A 17,832-nucleotide genomic window follows, 5' to 3' on the forward strand; every position below is an offset into this window, starting at 1 on the left:
CGGGGGCGGTGGGGCCGCGGCGGCTGACGAGGAGCAGGTGGCGGATGCCGTGGTGGGTGACGAGGTGGCGGGCGGCGAGGGCGCCGAGGGTGCCGGTGCCACCGGTGATCAGCACCGTCCCCGCCGGATCCAGCTGGCCCCCCGTGCCTGCCGCGGCGGGCACCTGCGCGTCCCGAACGGCCGGGAGGGTGTGGACCGGCTCGAGGCGTCGCACGCCGACCACCCCGCCGCGCAGCTCCGCCGCGTTCTCGCCGGCCGCCGACGCGGCGGCGACAGCCGCGCGCACGGTGGCCTCGTCGGGCGCCTCACCGGCCGGCAGGTCATGCTCCACCAGCACGAACCGGCCCGGGTACTCGGCCTGGGCGGATCGCACCAGGCCCCGTACCGGCGCGCTGGCGAGGTCGGTCGCCGGCACGACGACCGCCAGCCGGGCGGCGCCCCGCCCGTCCGACCGCAGCGCTTCCCGCAGGCTCCCCAGGACGTCGGCGGCGCGTCGGTGGGCGGCAGCCGGCCCGGGCTCCGTCTGCGCCGGCAGTGTCAGCAGCGTGAGGTCACCGGCCGGGGCCGGTGGGACCGTCGCGAGCGGCGGCAGGGGCTGCCAGGCCGAACGGTAGAGACCCACGGCCACGGTTGCCGCGGCAGCGCCGGGGTGCAGCGCGGTGAGCCGGGCGCGGGCCGCCGGCCGCAGCACGACCGACTCGATCGTCGCCACCGGCTGCCCGTCGCCGTCCGCGACGGCGAGTGCGACCCTGGCGCCGCTGCCGCTGCCGCTGCCGCTGCCGCTGCCGCTGCCGCTGCCGGGGCGGCCCGCGCCGAGCGCGGTGATCCGGACGCGCAGCTCGCGGGCACCCGTGGCGACGAGGTTCACGCCGCTGAACGAGAACGGGAGCAGCATCGACCCTGCCGCCGGGTCGCCCGCACCATCGGCGTCGGAATCCGCCCCGGCGAGCCCGGCGAACACCGCGAGGCCTCCGACCACCGGGTGCAGCGCCGCGTCGAGCAGCGCCGGGTGCAGTTCCAGGCCGTCGTCCTGGCCGGGTGCGGTCGATTCCGCCGCGTCCGGCAGGGCGATCTCGGCGTACAGGGTCCGGTCGTCCGGGCCGCCGCTCCACAGCGCCCGCAGTCCCTGGAAGGCGGGTCCGTAGTCGTAACCGGACCGGGCGAGCCGCTCGTACAGGCCGTCGAGCGGCACCGGCGCGGCGCCGGCAGGCGGCCACGCGGCCCGCGCGCCCTGCTCCGGATCCGCGCCGCCCGCGCCGGGCCTCGTCTCCGCCGGCCTCGTCTCCGCCGGCCAGGTCGCTGCCTGCCCCGCTCCGGTCGGCTCCGCCGTCAGGACGCCTGACGCATGCCGGGTCCACGGCGCGGTGGCGGTGTCCCGCCGTGAGTACACCCGTACGTCCCGGCGTCCCGCGTCGTCGACGGCCCCGACGGTGACCTGTACGAGGACCGCACCGTCCGGCGGCAGCGGCAGCGGGCCCTCCAGCGTCAGCTCGGCCAGGTGCTGCTGGGCGGTGTGCCCGGCGGCATGCAGGGCCAGCTCGACCAGCCCGGTGCCGGGCAGCAGGATCGTCCCGGTGATCGTGTGGTCCGCGAGCCACGGCTGGGTGGCGACCGACAGACGGCCGGTGAGCACCAGCCCGTCGCGCCGTTCGGCGGGCTGGACCGCCGGCTGGTCGGCTTCCCGTGCCAGGTCCCTGATGTCGGCGACCTCGACCGCCGCGCCGAGCAGCGGATGGCCGGTGCCGCGCAGCCCGGCTCCCGCCAGGCTGGCGCCGGTTCCGGCGGTGGTGGCGGTGGACAGCCAGAACGTCCGGTGTTGGAACGGGTAGGTCGGCAGGTCGACCCGCGTCGGTCGTGGGCCGGGGAAGGCCGCGGCCCAGTCGACGGTGTGCCCTGCGGTGTGCAGCCGGGCGAGGGCCTCCAGCACGGTCTCGGTGTCGTCGCGGTCGCGGCGCAGCAGCGGCAGGACGAGCTCGTCGGCGGGGTGCTCAGGCGTGCCGCGGGTGAGGGCGGTGAGCGTGCCGTCCGGGCCGAGCTCCAGGTAGGTCGTCACGCCGAGCCGGCGCAACGTCTGGATGCCCTGGTGGAACCGGACGGTGTCGCGGACGTGGCGGACCCAGTAACCGGGCGTGGTGATCTCGGCCGGGTCGGCGAGGTCACCGGTGAGGTTCGAGACGAGGGGTATCCGCGGCGCCGCGTAGCGGACGGCGGTGGCCACCGCGGCGAACTCGTCGAGGACGCCGTCGGTGTGCGGGGAGTGGAACGCGCCGGAGACCGTGAGCCGGCGCGCGCGGATGCCCCGCGCACGGGCGTCCTCGGCCACGGACTCCAGGACGTCCCCCGATCCCGAGACGACGGTCGCCGTCGGGTGGTTGGTCGCGGCGATCGAGGCCGTGGCCTCATGGCCGGCGAGCAGCGCCGCGGCGGTCGACTCGTCGGCGTCGAGGGCGAGCATCGCGCCGTCGGCGGGCAGGTTCTGCATGAGCGCGGCGCGGGCGACGACGAGTCGGGCGGCGTCGTCGAGGCTGAACACGCCGGCGAGATGGGCGGCGGTCAGCTCGCCCAGCGAATGGCCGGTCAGGTAGTCCGGCTCGATGCCGTGCGCGGTGACCAGCCGGTGCAGGGCGACCTCGAAGGCGAACAACGCGGGCTGGGTGTAGCGGGTCTGGTGGATGAGTGCCGCGGCGTCGCCGTCGGGTTCGGCGTGCAGGACGCTCAGCAGGGGGCGGTCGAGGTGCGCGTCGAGGGCCGCGCAGACCTCGTCGAGGGCGTCGGCGAAGACCGGATGGGCCGTGTAGAGCGCCCGGCCCATCCCCGGCCGCTGGCTGCCCTGTCCGGAGAACAGGAACGCCACGGTCCGGGGGCTGCCGGCCGCCCCGCGGGTCAGCCCACGGGCGCTGGTTCCGGCCGCGAGGGCCTCGAGCTGGGCGGCGAAGTCCGCCGTGGTCCGTCCGACGAGCACCGCCCGGTGCGGGAGCGCGGCGCGGGTGGTCGCCAGGGCGTAGCCCACGGCGCGCGGATCACCCAGCCGGTCGGCTGCCGGCGGACCGGCTGCCGGGTCGTCCGGGTCGTCCGGGTCGGCCTGGCTGGCCTGGTCGGCCGTGGCCGGGTCGCCGGTGGGGTCGGCGGCGGTGGCCGAGGCGGCGAGCGTGCTCCGCAACCGGGCGGCCTGCGCGCGCAGCGCCGCCTCGCCGCGTGCCGACAGGGGCCACGGCACCGCGGTCGGCGCGGCCGGCACTGGTGCGGTGGCCGTACCGGCGGGATCAGCGGCGCCGAGGAGATCGGCCGGCCGCTCGGCCGCCGGCTGTTCCAGAATGACGTGCGCGTTGGTACCACTGATCCCGAAGGACGAGACGGCGGCCCGGCGAGGGCGCTCGAGCGGCGGCCACGGCGTCGGCTCGGTGAGCAGGGCCGCCGCGCCGGCCGTCCAGTCGACGTGCGGGGACGGCGCGTCGACGTGCAGCGACGCGGGCAGCAGACCGTGCTCGAGCGCCTGCACCATCTTGATCACACCGGCGACTCCGGCCGCCGCCTGGGTGTGCCCGATGTTCGACTTGACCGATCCCAGGTAGACCGGCCGGTCCGCGGGACGGTCCTGGCCGTAGGTGGCGAGGAGGGCCTCGGCCTCGATCGGGTCGCCGAGCCGGGTGCCGGTGCCGTGCGCCTCGACCACGTCGACGTCCGCCGGTGCCAGGCCGGCGCCGTGCAGCGCCGCCCGGATCAGCCGCTGCTGGGACGGGCCGTTCGGCGCGGTCAGCCCGTTGCTGGCGCCGTCCGAGTTGACCGCGGATCCGCGGATCACCGCGAGCACGCGGTGGCCGTGGGCCTGTGCTTCCGAGAGCCGTTCCACGACCAGCATGCCGACGCCCTCGGCCCAGCCCGTGCCGTCGGCGGCGGCGGCGAACGGCTTGCACCGGCCGTCCGGGGCCAGCCCGCGCTGGCGGCTGAACTCGACGAAGATGCCCGGGCTGGTGAGCACGGTGACGCCGCCGACCAGGGCCAGCGAGCACTCGCCAGCACGCAGCGCGCTCGCGGCCAGGTGCAGCGCCACCAGCGAGGACGAGCAGGCGGTGTCGACGGTGACCGCCGGCCCCTCCAGACCGAGGGCATAGGCCAGGCGCCCGGAGGCGACGCTGGTCGTGCTGCCGGTGAGCAGGTAGCCGTCCAGGCCGCCGGCCGGCTCGTGCAGGCGTGGGCCGTAGTCCTGCGGCATGACGCCGACGAACACACCGGTGCGGCTTCCGTGCAGCGCCGTGGGGTCGAGTCCGGCCCGCTCGATGGCCTCCCACCCCACCTCCAGCAGGAGCCGCTGCTGCGGGTCCATCGCCAGCGCCTCCCGCGGTGAGACGCCGAAGAAGTCCGCGTCGAACGCGCCGGCCGCGGTGAGGAACCCGCCGGTCCGCACGTAGCTGGCGCCGGGCGTGGCCGGGTCGGGGTCGTACAGGCGGGCCAGGTCCCAGCCACGGTCGGTCGGGAAGTCGGAGACGACGTCCGCGCCGGTGACGGCGACCCGCCACAGGTCCTCCGGCGACCCGATCCCACCGGGGAAGCGGCAGGCCATCCCGACGATCGCGATCGGATCGTCGGCGGCTGCCGCGGTGCCGCCCGTGGCGTTGTCCGCCGGCCGGCCGGCACCCGCCCGCTGGAGCGCCACCTCGCCCAGATGCCGGGCCAGCGCGGCAATCGTCGGATGGTTGAACAACATGCTCGGCGCCAGCGGGAGTCCGGTCGCCGAGGCGAGACGGTCGCGCAGCTCGACCGCGGACGCCGACTCGAAGCCGAGGTCCCGGAAGGCCCGGTCCGGGTCGACCGCGTTCGGTGTCACATGCCCGAGAACGATCGCCACGTGGGTCCGGACCAGCTCGACCAGTGTCCGGCCCTGCTCGGCGGTGCCGAGCGCCGTGAACCGACCAGCCCAGGACGAGGCGGCGGACGTCGCTCCGGCGGACGTCGCTCCGGCGGCCGGGCCAGCCGGCCGCGCGGCGGCGGCGACACCGAGGGCGGCCGGCGCGCGGTGGGAGTCGTCCAGCCAGTGGCGCTCGCGCTGGAACGGGTACGTCGGCAGCGGAATCGGACGGACGGCAGCGACGGCGGACTGGCCGCGCAGCGCCGCGGCCCAGTCGACGCCGGCGCCCCGGGCGAACGCCTGGGCGGCGGAGGCGAGCAGCCGCTCCCAGCCGCCCTCGTCGCGTCGCAGCGTCCCGACCGCGGCCGGGGCGTCGCCGGGTGCCACCAGCTCTGCCAGTTCCGCCAGCTCTGCCAGCTCCGCCAGTTCCGCGCCTGCCGCCGATCCGGCCTCGGTGAACGTCTCCTGCAGGCTGCCGGTCAGCACCGGGTGCGGGCTGACCTCGATGAACAGCCGGTGCCCGGCGGCGAGCGCGGCTTCGGTGGCCCGCTGCAGCAGGACGGTCTGGCGCAGGTTGCGGTACCAGTAGTCGGCGTCGAGCCGGGCGGTGTCCAGCGGGCCGCCGGTCACCGTGGAGTAGAAGGTCACCGTCGAGGAGACCGGGCGGATGCCGGCGAGCGCCGTACGCAGGTCAGCACCGACCGTGTCCACCTGCGGCGAGTGCGAGGCGTAGTCCACCTGGATCAGCCGGGCCCGCACGCCACGCCGGTCGTGGTCGGCGACCAGCGCGGCGACGGCCGCCGGGTCGCCCGAGACGACGGTGGACCCCGGCCCGTTCACCGCGGCGACCGAGACCCGGGCCGGATCGGCGAGCGGGTGGGCACGCACCTGGTCGGCGGGCAGGGCGATCTGGGCCATCGCGCCACGGCCGGCGAGCGCGACGAGGGCCCTGCTGCGCAGGGCCACGATCCGGGCCGCGTCGTGGAGGGTCAGCGCCCCGGCGACATGCGCGGCGGCGATCTCGCCCTGCGAGTGGCCGATCACCGCGTCCGGCCGCACGCCCAGCGATTCCCACAGCCGGGCGAGCGAGACCATCACGGCGAACAGTGCCGGCTGGACGACGTCGACCCGATCCAGCGAGGCGGCCCCGGGGGCGCCGCCCAGCACGTCGTGCAGGGACCAGTCGACGTGGGGGGCGAGTGCCCGCGCGCAGTCGTCCACCGCCGCTGCGAACACCGGCGCCTGCTCGAGCAGCGCGCCGGCCATGCCGACCCACTGCGAACCCTGCCCGGGAAAGACCAGCACGACCCGGCTCGCCTGGGCCGCGCGCCCGTCGTGCAGCCCGGCGGCCGGGAGTCCGGCGGCGAGTGCCCCGAGCCCGGCCCGCAGCTGGGCGTCGGTGGTCCCCAGGATGACAGCCCGGTCCTCGAACGTCGCCCGGGTGGTGGCCAGCGACCAGGCGACGTCCTCGGGGCGGGGCGCGTGGCCGGTCTCGTGGGCATCGAGGTGGGAGAGCAGCCGCGCGGCCATCGCCGTCAGTGCCGCCTCGCCGCGCGCGGAGAGCACCCACGGCAGGACGGCGGGTCCGGCCGCCCGCCTGGTTCCGGTGGGCTCGCGGTCTGTGTCGGCGGCCGCTCCCTCGCCGCGTGCCGCCGCGGCGCCCGGCGGCGCCTCGGCGACGACAAGATGACAGTTCGTGCCGCCCATGCCGAACGAGCTGACACCCGCGACGAGCACGTCGCCGACGCCAGCGACGGACGGGCCGGTGCCGGACGGGCCGGCGCCGGACGGGCCGGTGCCAGCGGCGTCCGCGCCGGTCGGCCAGGCTCCGAGCCGGTCCTGGACGGTGAGGCCGAGATCGGCCAGCGGGATCGCCGGGTTCGGCGTGGCGTGGTGCAGGGTCGCCGGCAGCCGGCGGTGGCGCAGGGCGAGCAGCACCTTGAGCAGCCCGGCGATGCCGGCTGCCCCTTCGAGGTGCCCGATGTTCGTCTTCACCGAGCCGACCCGCAGCAGGCGGTCACCGGAGCGGCCGGCGCCGAGCACCGCGCCCAGCGCCGCCGCCTCGACCGGGTCACCGACCTTCGTGCCCGTCCCGTGCAGCTCGACGTAGCGGACGTCGGCAGGGTCCACCCCGGCGTCCGCGTAGGCCGCCCGCAGGACGGCGGCCTGTGCGGCCCCGTCGGGCACCGTCAGACCGGCGCCGCCGCCGTCGTTGTTCACCGCGCCGCCCAGGATCACCCCGTAGGCGTGCCGGCCCTCGGCGACCGCCCGCGACAGCGGCATGAGCAGGACGGTCGCCCCGCCCTCCCCGCGCACGTAGCCGTTGGCGCGGGCGTCGAAGGTGTAGCTGCGGCCGTCCGGGGACAGCCCGCCGAACCGTGCCGCCGCGACGCTGGTCTCCGTGAGCAGGTTCAGGTTGACACCGCCGGCGATCGCCAGCGTCGTCTCGCCCCGCCACAGGCTTTCGCAGGCCAGGTGGACAGCGACCAGACCGGACGACTGGGCGGCGTCGACGGCGAGGCTCGGCCCGCGCAGCCCGAGCAGGTAGGAGACCCGGTTGGCGATCAGGCCGCGGGCCTGGCCGGTCAGGGTGTGCCGGTCGATCGCCGCCGGGCCGTACCGCCCGGCGAGGCTCGCGTACTCCGAGCCGATCGCCCCGACGAACACGCCGGTCCGGCTGCCGCGCAGTGCTTCCGGGATGACACCGGCGTCCTCCAGCACCTCCCAGGCCAGCTCCAGCACGAGGCGCTGCTGCGGGTCCATGGCAGCGGCCTCGCGCGGTGAGATCCCGAAGAAGCCCGGGTCGAAACGGTCGACGGCGTCGAGGAATCCGCCCCGGGCGTACCCGGACAGCCCGAGCTCGCCGAGCAGCCCGGAGTCCCAGCGGTCGGCCGGCGCGTCGGTCACCGCGTCCACGCCGTCGCGCAGCAGCCGCCAGAACTCGGCGGGACTCGCGGCCTGGGGCAGCCGGCAGGACAGGCCGACCACCGCGATCGGCTCGCGGGCGCCGCTGCCGTGGGGCGTCGCCTGAACGGTCGCGTCGGTGGTCGCGTCGGTGGTCGCGCGGAGTTCCTCGGGTCCCATTGCGGGGTCAGTGCTCCTTAGTACGGGCCGCCTCGAGCGCGGCGGTCAGCCCGTCGACGACGGGACCGGTGACGCCCCGGAACCGCAGCAGGGTGAGGACCGTCCAGAGGCGGACCTCGTCCACATGCCGCGGGGATCCGTGCACGTCGTCCTTCTCCAGCACTTCCAGCCGCGACAGGTGGCGGCGGAGCCGGGCGACGTCACCGGGCGGGATGATCTCGTCGCGCCGGCTCGCGGCGTAGGCGACGGGGATGTCGAGGCCGGCCAGCAGTGCGTCCGGGATGGCCCAGCCGCGCAGGTGGTGGGGCAGGTCGGCGACCTTGGCCCCGGTCAGCTGGGCGAGGGTGTCCAGGGTGATCCGCGGGACCTGGGCCAGCCACTCGGCGTCGGTGAAGAAGTCGTGCACGGGCGCGCCCGTCGTCACCACGCCGCGGATGCGCGGGTCGGCGGCCGCGGCGCGCAGTGCGAGATGGCCGCTGAAGCTCAGCGTCAGCGCGTAGGTCTGTGTCACGTCGGCCCGGTCCGCGACGGCGTCCAGCAGGTCGGGCAGCATCCGCCAGCTCTCCGGGCCGTAGGCCAGGCCGTTCTCGCCGATACCCGGGATCTCGGTCGCGATCGCGGCCACCCCGAGCATGTCCGCGTCGGTGAGCGCCGGCGCGTTGCTCTCCTTGGTGCTGACGATGCCGCCCATCAGGATCACCAGGGGACGGCGCTCGGTGGCGGACAGCCCGGCGCTCCACGCCCGCAGGCGACCACCGGGCAGGTCCAGTTCCAGGAACTGGATGTCGGTGGCGGCCTGGCGCCAGGTGTCGAACGCCGCGACCGCCCGGGCGTGCGCCTCCTGGCGCACCGGGCCGTCCACATAGGGGAACCGGGCCAGGTTGTAGAGCCGGACGGCGTCGAGCAGCTCGCCGCGGCGCTCGGCGTCGGCAGCGACCCGGCTCCACGCGAGTGCCCACGAGCCCTCGGCGCCGTCCACGTCGTTGTCGATGCCGTCGAGCACCGGACCGTGGACGTCGGCGCCGATCCCCTGGCTGCGGGCGTGGACCAGCGCGTACTCCCGCAGCTGCGCCACGTCGCTCACCGGGGCTGTCCTCCCGGCACGCCGCCCGGCACGCCGTCCGGCACGCCGTCCGGCACGCCGTCCGGCACGCCGTCCGGCACGCTGTTGCTCGCGCCGGTCGCGTCCGTGCCGCCGGCCTCCGCCGCGCCGAAGGTCTCCAGGGCCGTGCGCAGGTCGGCCAGCACGTCGGCGGCCTCCGCGCCGTCGATCACCCGATGGTCGAAGGTCAGGCTGAGGCGCAGCAGCGGGGCGGTCGTCACCGCGCCACCGCGCACCGCCGGGCGCTCGGCGATCTGGCCGACGCCGAGGGTGATCGTGGTGCCGCCGACGGAGTGGAACCCGTCCACCGGGCGGTGCCCCAGCGAGGTCACGGAGAAGGTTCCACGCACCGCCGCGCGCCGGACCAGCGGGCTGGAGGCGCGCCGGTAGGCGGCTCGCGCCACGGGGGCGGGCAGCCGGTGCAGAGCCCGGGTGCCGGCGAACTGCGGCATCGTCTCCGGGTCACCGTCCCGGTACTGGTCGACCACCGCCTGGATCTCGTCGAGCGTCGCCTGCTCCAGGCCCGGGAGCACGGCGGCCAGCACGACCCGCTGCCCGGACAGGGTCCGGTCCAGGGTCAGCTTTCCGCTGACCGAGGTGAACCTCGCGATCTTCGGACGAAGCCGGCCACCGATCGCCGCGTTCGCCTCGGGGTGTGCCGCCAGCGTCCGGCCGCCGGCGTGCAGGACGTAGCTGACGACCGAGTACCGCCGGCCCGCGTGTGCCGCGGTCGCCCGGTGCCGCAGCACCGCACCCATGTCCACCTCGGTGTCGAGGTGGACGGCGGAGAACCGGCGCAGGTTGCCGAGGAAGTACAGGGTGTGCCGGCGTTCCCGGCGGATGCGGCGGACGTCCACAGCGGCTGCGGGGGATGCGGTGCCCGGTGCCCGACCGCGCGGGCTCAGCGGGCTCATCGGCTCGCCGCGAGCTGGTACAGCTCCGCCAGGCTGGTGGTCTCCAGGACGTCGGGCAGCGACAGCCGCCGGCCGGTCTCCCGTTCCAGCGCGGTGGCCAGGGCAAGCAGGTGGACGGAGTCCCAGCCGGTGAGCTCGTCGAAGGCCGTGCCCGCCTCCGGGGTCGCCACCGGGATACCCAGCTCGTCACGGACGAGGTCCAGGAAGTCCTCGATGCTGTCCATACGTCGTCCTCCGTCGGGTCGGTCGACCGCATGCTGCGGGCACCCGCTAAAGCGCGGCTAATTGCTTGGACGCTGAACCGGTGACTGGCGTCACATTCGGGTCGGCCCCGGCGGCGACATGGCGGATGCCGGCCGGTAGAAGTACGTAGTTTCTCGGATGTGGTGTGTTGGCCCGTGTGTGACGATGGGCTCGCCAGCTTCGCGCGTCGGTCCGGTCGCCGGACATCTTCACCTGCATCCCGGGATGAGCTGCCCGCCGTCCCGGGCGGTTCGGTTGCCTGTTTCATCGGTCGAAAGAGAGCCGCGTCGTGAGATACGAGGTACTGGGCCCGCTGCGGGTTCTCGGGAAGCCGGGAAGCCCGACGATCGGCGCTCGCAAGGTGAAGATCCTGCTGTCGGTCCTGCTCATCCGGGCCGACCAGCTCGTCACCGTCGACCGGCTGATGGAGGAGATCTGGGACTGCGAGCCGCCGCGGCGTGCCACGGCGGCAGTGCACGTGTACGTGTCCCAGCTGCGAAAATTCCTGCTCAGGCCGAACGTGCCGGGCAACCCGATCGGTACTCGCCCCGGTGGCTACCAGCTGATGCGGGGGGACGACGACATCGATCTCCACGATTTCCAGCGGCTCATGCAGCGTGGCCGCACCGACGCCCGTGCGGGTCGGCATGCCGAGGCCGTCGAGAACTTCGACGCCGCTCTGCGGATCGGTCGCGGGCCGGTGCTCGCGGATCTACGGGACAGCGCGATGATCTCCGCGTTCGTCACCTGGATCGACGAAATGCGCCTCGAATGCGTGGAGGCCAGAATCGATTCGGCGCTGTTGCTCGGGCAGCATCGCGAACTGGTCGGCCAGCTGTATTCCCTGACGGCCGAGCATCCGCAGCGTGAATCATTTCACCGTCAGCTCATGCTGGCTCTCTACCGTTCCGAACGGCAGGCGGACGCCCTGCGTGCCTATGGTCGCGTGCGCGACATCCTGCGCGGTGAGCTGGGTCTGGACCCGGGGTTGCCGCTGCGTGAGCTGCACGATGCCATCCTCGCCGCCGACGGGCGGCTGGACCTGCGGAGGGCTGGCTGAGGGTCAGGACGCCGCCATGATACGTGATTACCACCACGTCGATCGAGAAAGAGGTAAAGTGCCAGCACGTCGCGCCGGGGAAAGGTAGCGTCACTGCCCATGGGCCGGTTCCGGATCCTGACCAGGCGTCATGACTGCTACAGCGTGCATGGCGCGTCTTCGCTCTGTTGTCGGATCGCCGCGTAGTTCGCGCACAGAGTCTGCTCCGCGCCGCACAGTCTGCTCGGTAGGCGATCATACCGCCCGCTGCCGTGGTTCGTGCGCGGCCACATCTCGTCGTGGGGGACCAGTCACCACCGCACTGGCCCGCGAGCGTCGAGACGGACGACCAGCCGGGCGGTAACTTCGGCGAAGGGAGCGTTGTTCCGCTGTGAGCCGCGTCGACACGATCAGCCGAGCACCATCTGACCGCTCACCCGGCGGCCGGGCGGCGAACCCCCGCGCGGCCGCGAGTCTCACCCGCGCTCGCGCCGGCAATGAGGAGGCAGGCCCAGGGGAACGGCCGGACCGGCCCGACCGACCAGGCCGACCAGGCCCGGCGGCCGCCGGCGCGGTCACCGGGCGAGCGGCTGACCGGGAGCGGGTCGTACGGCAGGTCGACCGGCTCCGTCGGCCCGTCCCCGGCACGGCCGGCCGGATCCTGGAGATCTCGGGTGAGCCGGGTATCGGCAAGACGTTCCTGCTTGCCGAGATCGAGCGGCACGCCCGCGGACAGGGTGTCACCGTGCTCTCCGAGCAGTGCACCGAGTTCGAGCACGACGTCCCGTTCGGCGCGTTCGTGGGCATGCTCGCGGAACGGCTCACCACCGAGATGCTCGCCGCGCTGCCGCCGCTGACCGCCGACGTGCTGGCCCGCAACCTGGGCCCGCAGGGCGCGCCGGGCGCTGGCGAGGTCCCGCTGATCGCCGCGGACTCGGCCAGGTTCTCCCTGTACCGGGCCGCTCGGACGATGCTGGAGCGGATGGCCGCCGGCGGGCTGCTGCTCGTCCTCGACGACTTCCACTGCGCCGACGAGAGTTCGGTGGAGTTTCTCGACTACCTGATCCGGCGCCCGGTCGAGGCGCCGTTGCTGGTGGTCGTCGCGCACCGGAGCCGGCAGGCGTCCGCCCGGCTGCGCAGCAGCCTCGCCCGCGGCGTGGCGCTCGGTACGGTCGAGCGCCTGGAACTGCGGGGCCTGTCGCTGGCCGAGGCGGCCACCGTCGCGGGCCTGCCGGCACGCAGCCAGCGGCTGCGCGACCTGCACCGCGACAGCAGTGGCAACCCGCTCTACCTGCTCGCGCTGGCACGGGCCGGTGCACACACCGGGTCGGGGCTGCGGCTGCCGCTCGGCGACGCCGTCTTCGACCGGTACATGGCGCTGGTCCTCGGCGACCCACCGCTCCAGGGCGGCCTCCAGGGCGGTGTCATCGACGCCGCGGCTGTGCTCGGCGACCGGTTCGACCTGCCGGGCCTCGCCGCCGTCGCGGATCTCGACGTCGACACCACCTGCGCCGCGCTCACCGAGCTCGTCCGGCGGGATGCTGTGCGCCCGGTCGAGGGCACCCCGCTGTACTGCTTCCGCCACCCGTTCCTGCGGATGGTCGTCTACGCGAACATCGACCCGTGCTGGCGGGTGCTGGCGCACCGGCGGGCCCGGACGCTGCTGGTCGAGCAGGGCGCGCCGGCCGGTGAGGTCGCGGTGCACATCGAGCGGTCGCTCGCCGGCCCCGACGCCGAGGATCTCGCCGTCCTCACCCAGGCGGCGCAGGACGCGGTGAAGTCCGACCCGCGGCTGGCCGCGCGGTGGCTGCGGGTCGCGCTGCGGGTGCTGCCCCGGGACGCCCGGGGCAACGCCGCCGACCCCGGTCGTGAGCTGGAACTGCGGCTGCTGCTCGCGCAGGCGCTCGGCGTGTCGGGACGGCTGGCGGAAAGCCGGGAGATCCTGCACGAGGTCCTGCGGGCCTCCCCGGCGGAGTCACCGGGGACGCGGGTCGCGGCGGTGACGTTCTGCGCCCTGATGGAGTGCCTGCTCGGCCGGTACGAGGAGGCTCGCGCGCTGGTCGCCGCGGAGCTCGATCTCGGCGCGCGCGACTGCCCGGCGCACGCGCTGCGGCTCATCACCGCCCAGGGGATCGTCGGAGTCTTCGACGGAAGGCTGACCTGCGAGGCCGACGTCGCCTCCGTCGTCGCCACGGCGCGGGCCCTGGGCGACCGGACGGCGCTGGTCGGCGCGCTGGCGCTGGCGGGCCTGAACGCGAGCCTCAGCGGCGACAAGGCGAGGGCGCTGCGCACCGTGACGTCCTGCGCGCCGCTGGTGGACGGGCTGCCCGACACGGAGCTCGAGCATCACCCGGAGTACATCGCCGCCCTGGCCTGGACGGAGACCTATCTGGGCCGCACCGTCGGCGCGGAGCGGCACTTCCGGCGTGGGATGGCGCTGTCCGGGCGCGGCGGGCAGCGGCACATCCGACCGTTGCTGCTGGTCGGCCTCAGCGTGACGTGCTACCGGGTGGGACGGCTCACCGAGGCGCAGCAGGCCGCGGGGGAGGCCCGGGACGTCGCCCGGGAGATCGACGCACACCACATCCGCGGGCTGGCGCTGGCGCTGGCCTCCCTGTGCAGCTCCTGGACGGAGCCGCGGGCCGCCCGCGCGGTGTCGCTCGCCGAGCAGGCGGTCGACACGCTGCGGGGCAGCGGCTCCTGGTGGAGCTACATCGCCACGATCTCGCTGGCGAACGCGGCCACCATCGCCGGGGACCCGGAGCGCTGCGTCGGGCTGCTGGTCACCGCCGGCGGCGGCCCGGACCTTCCGTCAGTGCCCTCGTTCCTGCGCTCGGCCTTCCAGGAACTGCTGATGACCGGCCTGGAGAACATCCAGGGCAGCCGGCCGGCGCCCGGCTGGGCCGAGCAGCTCGACGAGCGGCCGGACGCCGACGCCCTGGGGGTTTCCTGCGAGCACGGCTACGCGCGCACGGTGCACGCGCATGTCGTGCGCGCCCGGCTGGGGCCGGCGGCGGCCGCCGAGCTGTACGAGGCAGCCGCGTCGTCGTTCGCGACAGCCGGGATGATCTATCTCGAGGCCTGGGCGCTCACCCTGGCGGCCCGGTGCGCCGCCGCGACGGGCCGGGGCGAGGACGCGGCGATGATGCTCCAGCGGGCTCGTGAGCTGGCCCGCCAGTGCGGGGCGACGACGATCTACGAGGAGGCCGACAAGGAACAGCGCCGCCTCGCGCAGGTCGCCGCCGACCGGACCGGCGCCGACCGGACCGGCACCGAGCGCGGCGTCCGCGCCGGTCGGGCCGCCGAGTCCCCGCTGTCCGTCCTCACCGAGCGGGAGCGGGAGATCGCCGGAATCGCGGGAACGGGCAAGAAGACCCGGGACATCGCGGCGGAGCTCCACCTCAGCCCGCGCACCGTTGACGTGCACCTGACCCGGATCTACCGGAAGCTGAACGTTCCGTCCCGCGCGGCGCTGGCCCGGCTGATGAGCGAACTCGGCTGAGCCGGGCCGCCCGGGCCGGCCAGGCCCCGCCGCCCCGGGCTGGAACCGTCGCGGGGGTCCGGGAGAGATCATGGTGACCGCGCCGTCCGGCGCGGGCCAGCCGTCGGGTCCGGGACGGGTGACCCGCCGCGGTGGGGCCGGTGCCACGATCTCCCCCGGAGCCGGTCAGCCGGCGCCGAGCGCGGCGGCCGGCTGGCTCGACACGGCGGCGGCCCCGCCCGCGAGCGCCTGCGCGAGCAGCTCGTAGGAACGGACCCGGGCGGTGTGGTCGTGCACGATCGTCAGGGCCATCAGCTCGTCCGCGCCGGAGGCCGCGAGCAACTCCAGCGCACGGCGGCGGACGGTCTCGGGACCACCGATGAGCTGCGGTGCGAACGAGTCCCGGGCGATCTGGCGCTGCTGGGGGGAGTACGGCGCCCGGTCGGCCTCCTCGGGGCTCAGGTAGGGGCCGAGGTTGCCGGTGAACAGCTCCAGATGGGCGATCTCCACCGAGCTGGCGAGCCGCTGCGCCTGGGCGTCGTCCTCCCCGACGATCACGACGGCGGCGACGACCGCGTAGGGCGCGGCGAGGTTCCCGGTCGACCGGAACGCGCGACGGTAGGCGGTCACCGCGTTCACCGTGTTCTGCGGGCTGAAGTGGTGCGCGGTGGCGAACGGCAGGCCGAGCTCGGCGGCGAGCCGCGCACCGTTCGGGCTGGACCCCAGCACCCACACAGGTGGCGGGGTCTCCGCCTGCGGGTAGGCGGCGACCGGGCCCCGCCTGCCGCCGCCGGGGGCGCCGAGGAAGCCCAGCACCTCGCTGATCTGCGAGCCGAAGGTGTCGCCGCGTGGCTGCCCGCCGCCGCGCTGGAGAGCCTGGGCGGTCAGCGGGTCGGTGCCCGCCGCCCGGCCGAGGCCGAGATCGATCCGGCCGGGGTGGAACGCGGCCAACGTGCCGAACTGCTCGGCGACGACGAGGGGCTGGTGGTTGGGCAGCATGACGCCGCCGGCACCGACCCGCAGCGTCGAGGTCGCGGCGGCGATCTGGCCGATGAGGACGGCGGGCGACGAGCTCGCGATGCTCGGCGTGTTGTGGTGCTCGGCGAGCCAGTAGCGGTGGTAGCCGAGGGCCTCTGTCCGCCGGGCCAGGTCGAGTGTGTTGCGCAGCGTCGTGGACGGAGACGTGCCGCTCATCACCGGCGCGATGTCCAGCACGGACAACGTCGGTCGGCGGGCGGGGGACGATGCGTCGTCGGGCAAGGTCGTGGTTCCCTTCAGATCGTCGGTCGCGCGTTCCCGGCCGGGCCGCGGGCGAGCGGGAGGCGAGCCGGGAGGGGCTGGCCGGGAGGGGCTGGCCGGCTAGGCGCTCGGTGTCGCGGCGTCCGTCGCCGTGGTGCGCGCCCGCCCGTTGGCCGCTCCAGTGCTGCCGCTGGTTGTGCCAGCGGGTGTGACCTCCGGGTCGGGCACGGACTGCTCCGGCAGGTCTGCGCCCGGAAGGTTCGAGTCCGGCAGGTTCGTGTCCGGCGTGGCCGCGTCGGCCGCTCCGACGGCGAGTGCGTGCGGGTCCGCCGAGCTGAGCTCGGACGCCTTCGCGTTGATCACCACGATCGCCAGGACCGTCGCGACCACCAGGAAGATCGCGGCCAGCCGGAACGCGCCGACGATGCCCTCGGACAGCACGTAGTGGGCCTGGTCGGTAGGCGTGTCGCCGACCGGGGACCGCGCGGCGTCACGGCTCGCCGACCCGAACGCCGTGACCAGGATGGCGAGTCCCAGGGTGCCGCCGACCTGGGTGGTGACGTTGAGCAGGCTGGAACCGGCGCCGGCCTGCTCCGGGCGGATGCCGTAGACGGCCACCGCCGTCAGCGGCACCATCATCAGCCCGATGCCCAGGCCGATGAGCAGAAGCGGGCCGAGAACCGTGTCGACGTAGCCGCTGTCCGGTGAGATGCCCTGGACCAGCCAGATCGCGGCCCCGGCGGCGACCAGGGCACCGGCGGACACCACAGGCCGCGGGCCGACCCGCATCATCAGCTGTGCCGCCAGCTGGGTCGCCGGCAGCATCACCAACGTCATCGGGAGGAAGGCCAGGCCGGTGCGCAGCGGGCTGAACCCGAGAACCTCCTGGAAGAACTGGGTCTGGAAGAACAGCATCCCGAGCATGCTGGCGATCATCAACAGGTTCACGGCGTAGGCGCCGGAGCGGTTGCGGTTCAGGAACAGGTACAGCGGGGTCAGGGCCTCGCGTGTGCGTGGCTCGATGATGAGGAAGGACACCAGCAGCACCACGGCGACGGCGAAGGCGATCAGCGCCTGGCCGTCGCTCCAGCCGTCCGACGCGGCCCGGACGAGCCCGTAGACCAGGGCGCCGACGCCGAGCGTCGAGGTGAAGGCCCCTGGCAGGTCGAGGCGGTGCGGGGTGCGCGCGGCCTCGCTGAGGAACTTCGGCGCGAGCACCAGCACCAGGATGCCGATGGGCACGTTGATGAAGAAGACCCACGGCCAGGACGCCCAGGTGGCGATCATGCCGCCGCCGATCATGCCGATCACGGCACCGGAACCGGTCACCGCCGCGTACACACCGACCGCGCGGTCCCGTTCGGGGCCCGCCCGGAAGTTCGTGGCGATCAGTGCGAGCGCGTTCGGTGCGGTGAGCGCGGCGCCCGCCCCCTGCAGCGCCCGCGCGGCCAGCAGCCAGCCCGCGTCGGGAGCGAGGCCGGCCAGCACGGAGGTGACGGTGAACACGGCGACGCCGGTGAGGAAGACCCGGCGGCGACCGTAGATGTCGCCGATCCGGCCGCCGAGGAGCAGCAGACCACCGGCCGCGAGCGTGTAGGCGTTCGGCACCCAGGACAGGTCGGTGGCGGAGAAGCCCATGTCCTGCTGGATGGCCGGCAGCGAGACGTTCACGATCGTCGCGTCCAGGGCGACCATCAGCTCGGAGATGGCGATCACGACCAGTGCGATCCCCGGCCGGCGGGTGAATCCGCCGCCAGGCGCGCGTACCTCCGCGCCCGGTGTCGTTGACGTGGACACTGGTACCTCCAAGCAGTGGCCACCCGCGGGTAGCGCGACTAAGGAACGATGGCGTCTACTATAGAGGTGCCCGGTCGCCGACGGCAA

General features: G+C 74.8%; 8 protein-coding genes. 2 read left to right on the forward strand and 6 right to left on the reverse strand.

Going from position 1 to position 17,832, the window contains the following annotated elements:
- From AB1460_RS19155 to AB1460_RS19170, 4 genes are all read right to left on the reverse strand, one after another.
- A partial coding sequence (locus tag AB1460_RS19155) for a type I polyketide synthase (protein WP_368962989.1) occupies positions 1-7,930 on the reverse strand: 7,930 nt, incomplete at its 3' end.
- A gap of 7 nt (positions 7,931-7,937) precedes the next feature.
- On the reverse strand, positions 7,938-9,014 hold the full coding sequence (locus tag AB1460_RS19160) for an alpha/beta hydrolase (RefSeq protein ID WP_368962991.1): 1,077 nt from the start codon (positions 9,012-9,014) through the stop codon (positions 7,938-7,940).
- Positions 9,011-9,889 (reverse strand): 2-oxo acid dehydrogenase subunit E2, encoded by an 879-nt coding sequence (locus tag AB1460_RS19165; RefSeq protein WP_368963041.1) that lies wholly within the window; start codon positions 9,887-9,889, stop codon positions 9,011-9,013. Before AB1460_RS19165 ends, AB1460_RS19160 begins: the two co-directional genes overlap by 4 nt.
- Positions 9,890-9,942: 53 nt before the next feature.
- Positions 9,943-10,170, reverse strand: coding sequence for an acyl carrier protein (locus AB1460_RS19170; protein ID WP_368962993.1), 228 nt, complete (start codon positions 10,168-10,170; stop codon positions 9,943-9,945).
- A 308-nt stretch (positions 10,171-10,478) separates the two neighbouring features.
- Between AB1460_RS19170 and AB1460_RS19175 the strand changes: the two genes are divergently transcribed.
- On the forward strand, positions 10,479-11,249 hold the full coding sequence (locus AB1460_RS19175; protein WP_368962995.1) for an AfsR/SARP family transcriptional regulator: 771 nt from the start codon (positions 10,479-10,481) through the stop codon (positions 11,247-11,249).
- Between the two features lie 370 nt (positions 11,250-11,619).
- Positions 11,620-14,730 carry a helix-turn-helix transcriptional regulator gene (locus AB1460_RS19180; RefSeq protein ID WP_368962996.1) on the forward strand — a complete coding sequence of 1,037 codons (3,111 nt, stop codon included), beginning with the start codon at positions 11,620-11,622 and terminating at the stop codon, positions 14,728-14,730.
- A gap of 165 nt (positions 14,731-14,895) precedes the next feature.
- Here the strand turns inward: AB1460_RS19180 and AB1460_RS19185 are convergent, their stop codons facing one another.
- Positions 14,896-15,969, reverse strand: a complete 1,074-nt coding sequence (locus AB1460_RS19185; protein ID WP_368962998.1) for an LLM class flavin-dependent oxidoreductase — start codon at positions 15,967-15,969, stop codon at positions 14,896-14,898.
- 99 nt (positions 15,970-16,068) lie between these two features.
- On the reverse strand, positions 16,069-17,745 hold the full coding sequence (locus tag AB1460_RS19190) for an MFS transporter (RefSeq protein ID WP_368963000.1): 1,677 nt from the start codon (positions 17,743-17,745) through the stop codon (positions 16,069-16,071).
- Between the last annotated feature and the right edge of the window lie 87 nt (positions 17,746-17,832).

The sequence above is a fragment of the Parafrankia sp. FMc2 genome (assembly GCF_041008525.1).
Classification (GTDB): Bacteria; Actinomycetota; Actinomycetes; order Frankiales; family Frankiaceae; genus Parafrankia.

What these genes read in the sequence shown, in the direction of transcription:
- AB1460_RS19170 (WP_368962993.1), bottom strand. Translation starts at nt 10,170, where the DNA reads ATGGACAGCATCGAGGACTTCCTGGACCTCGTCCGTGACGAGCTGGGT.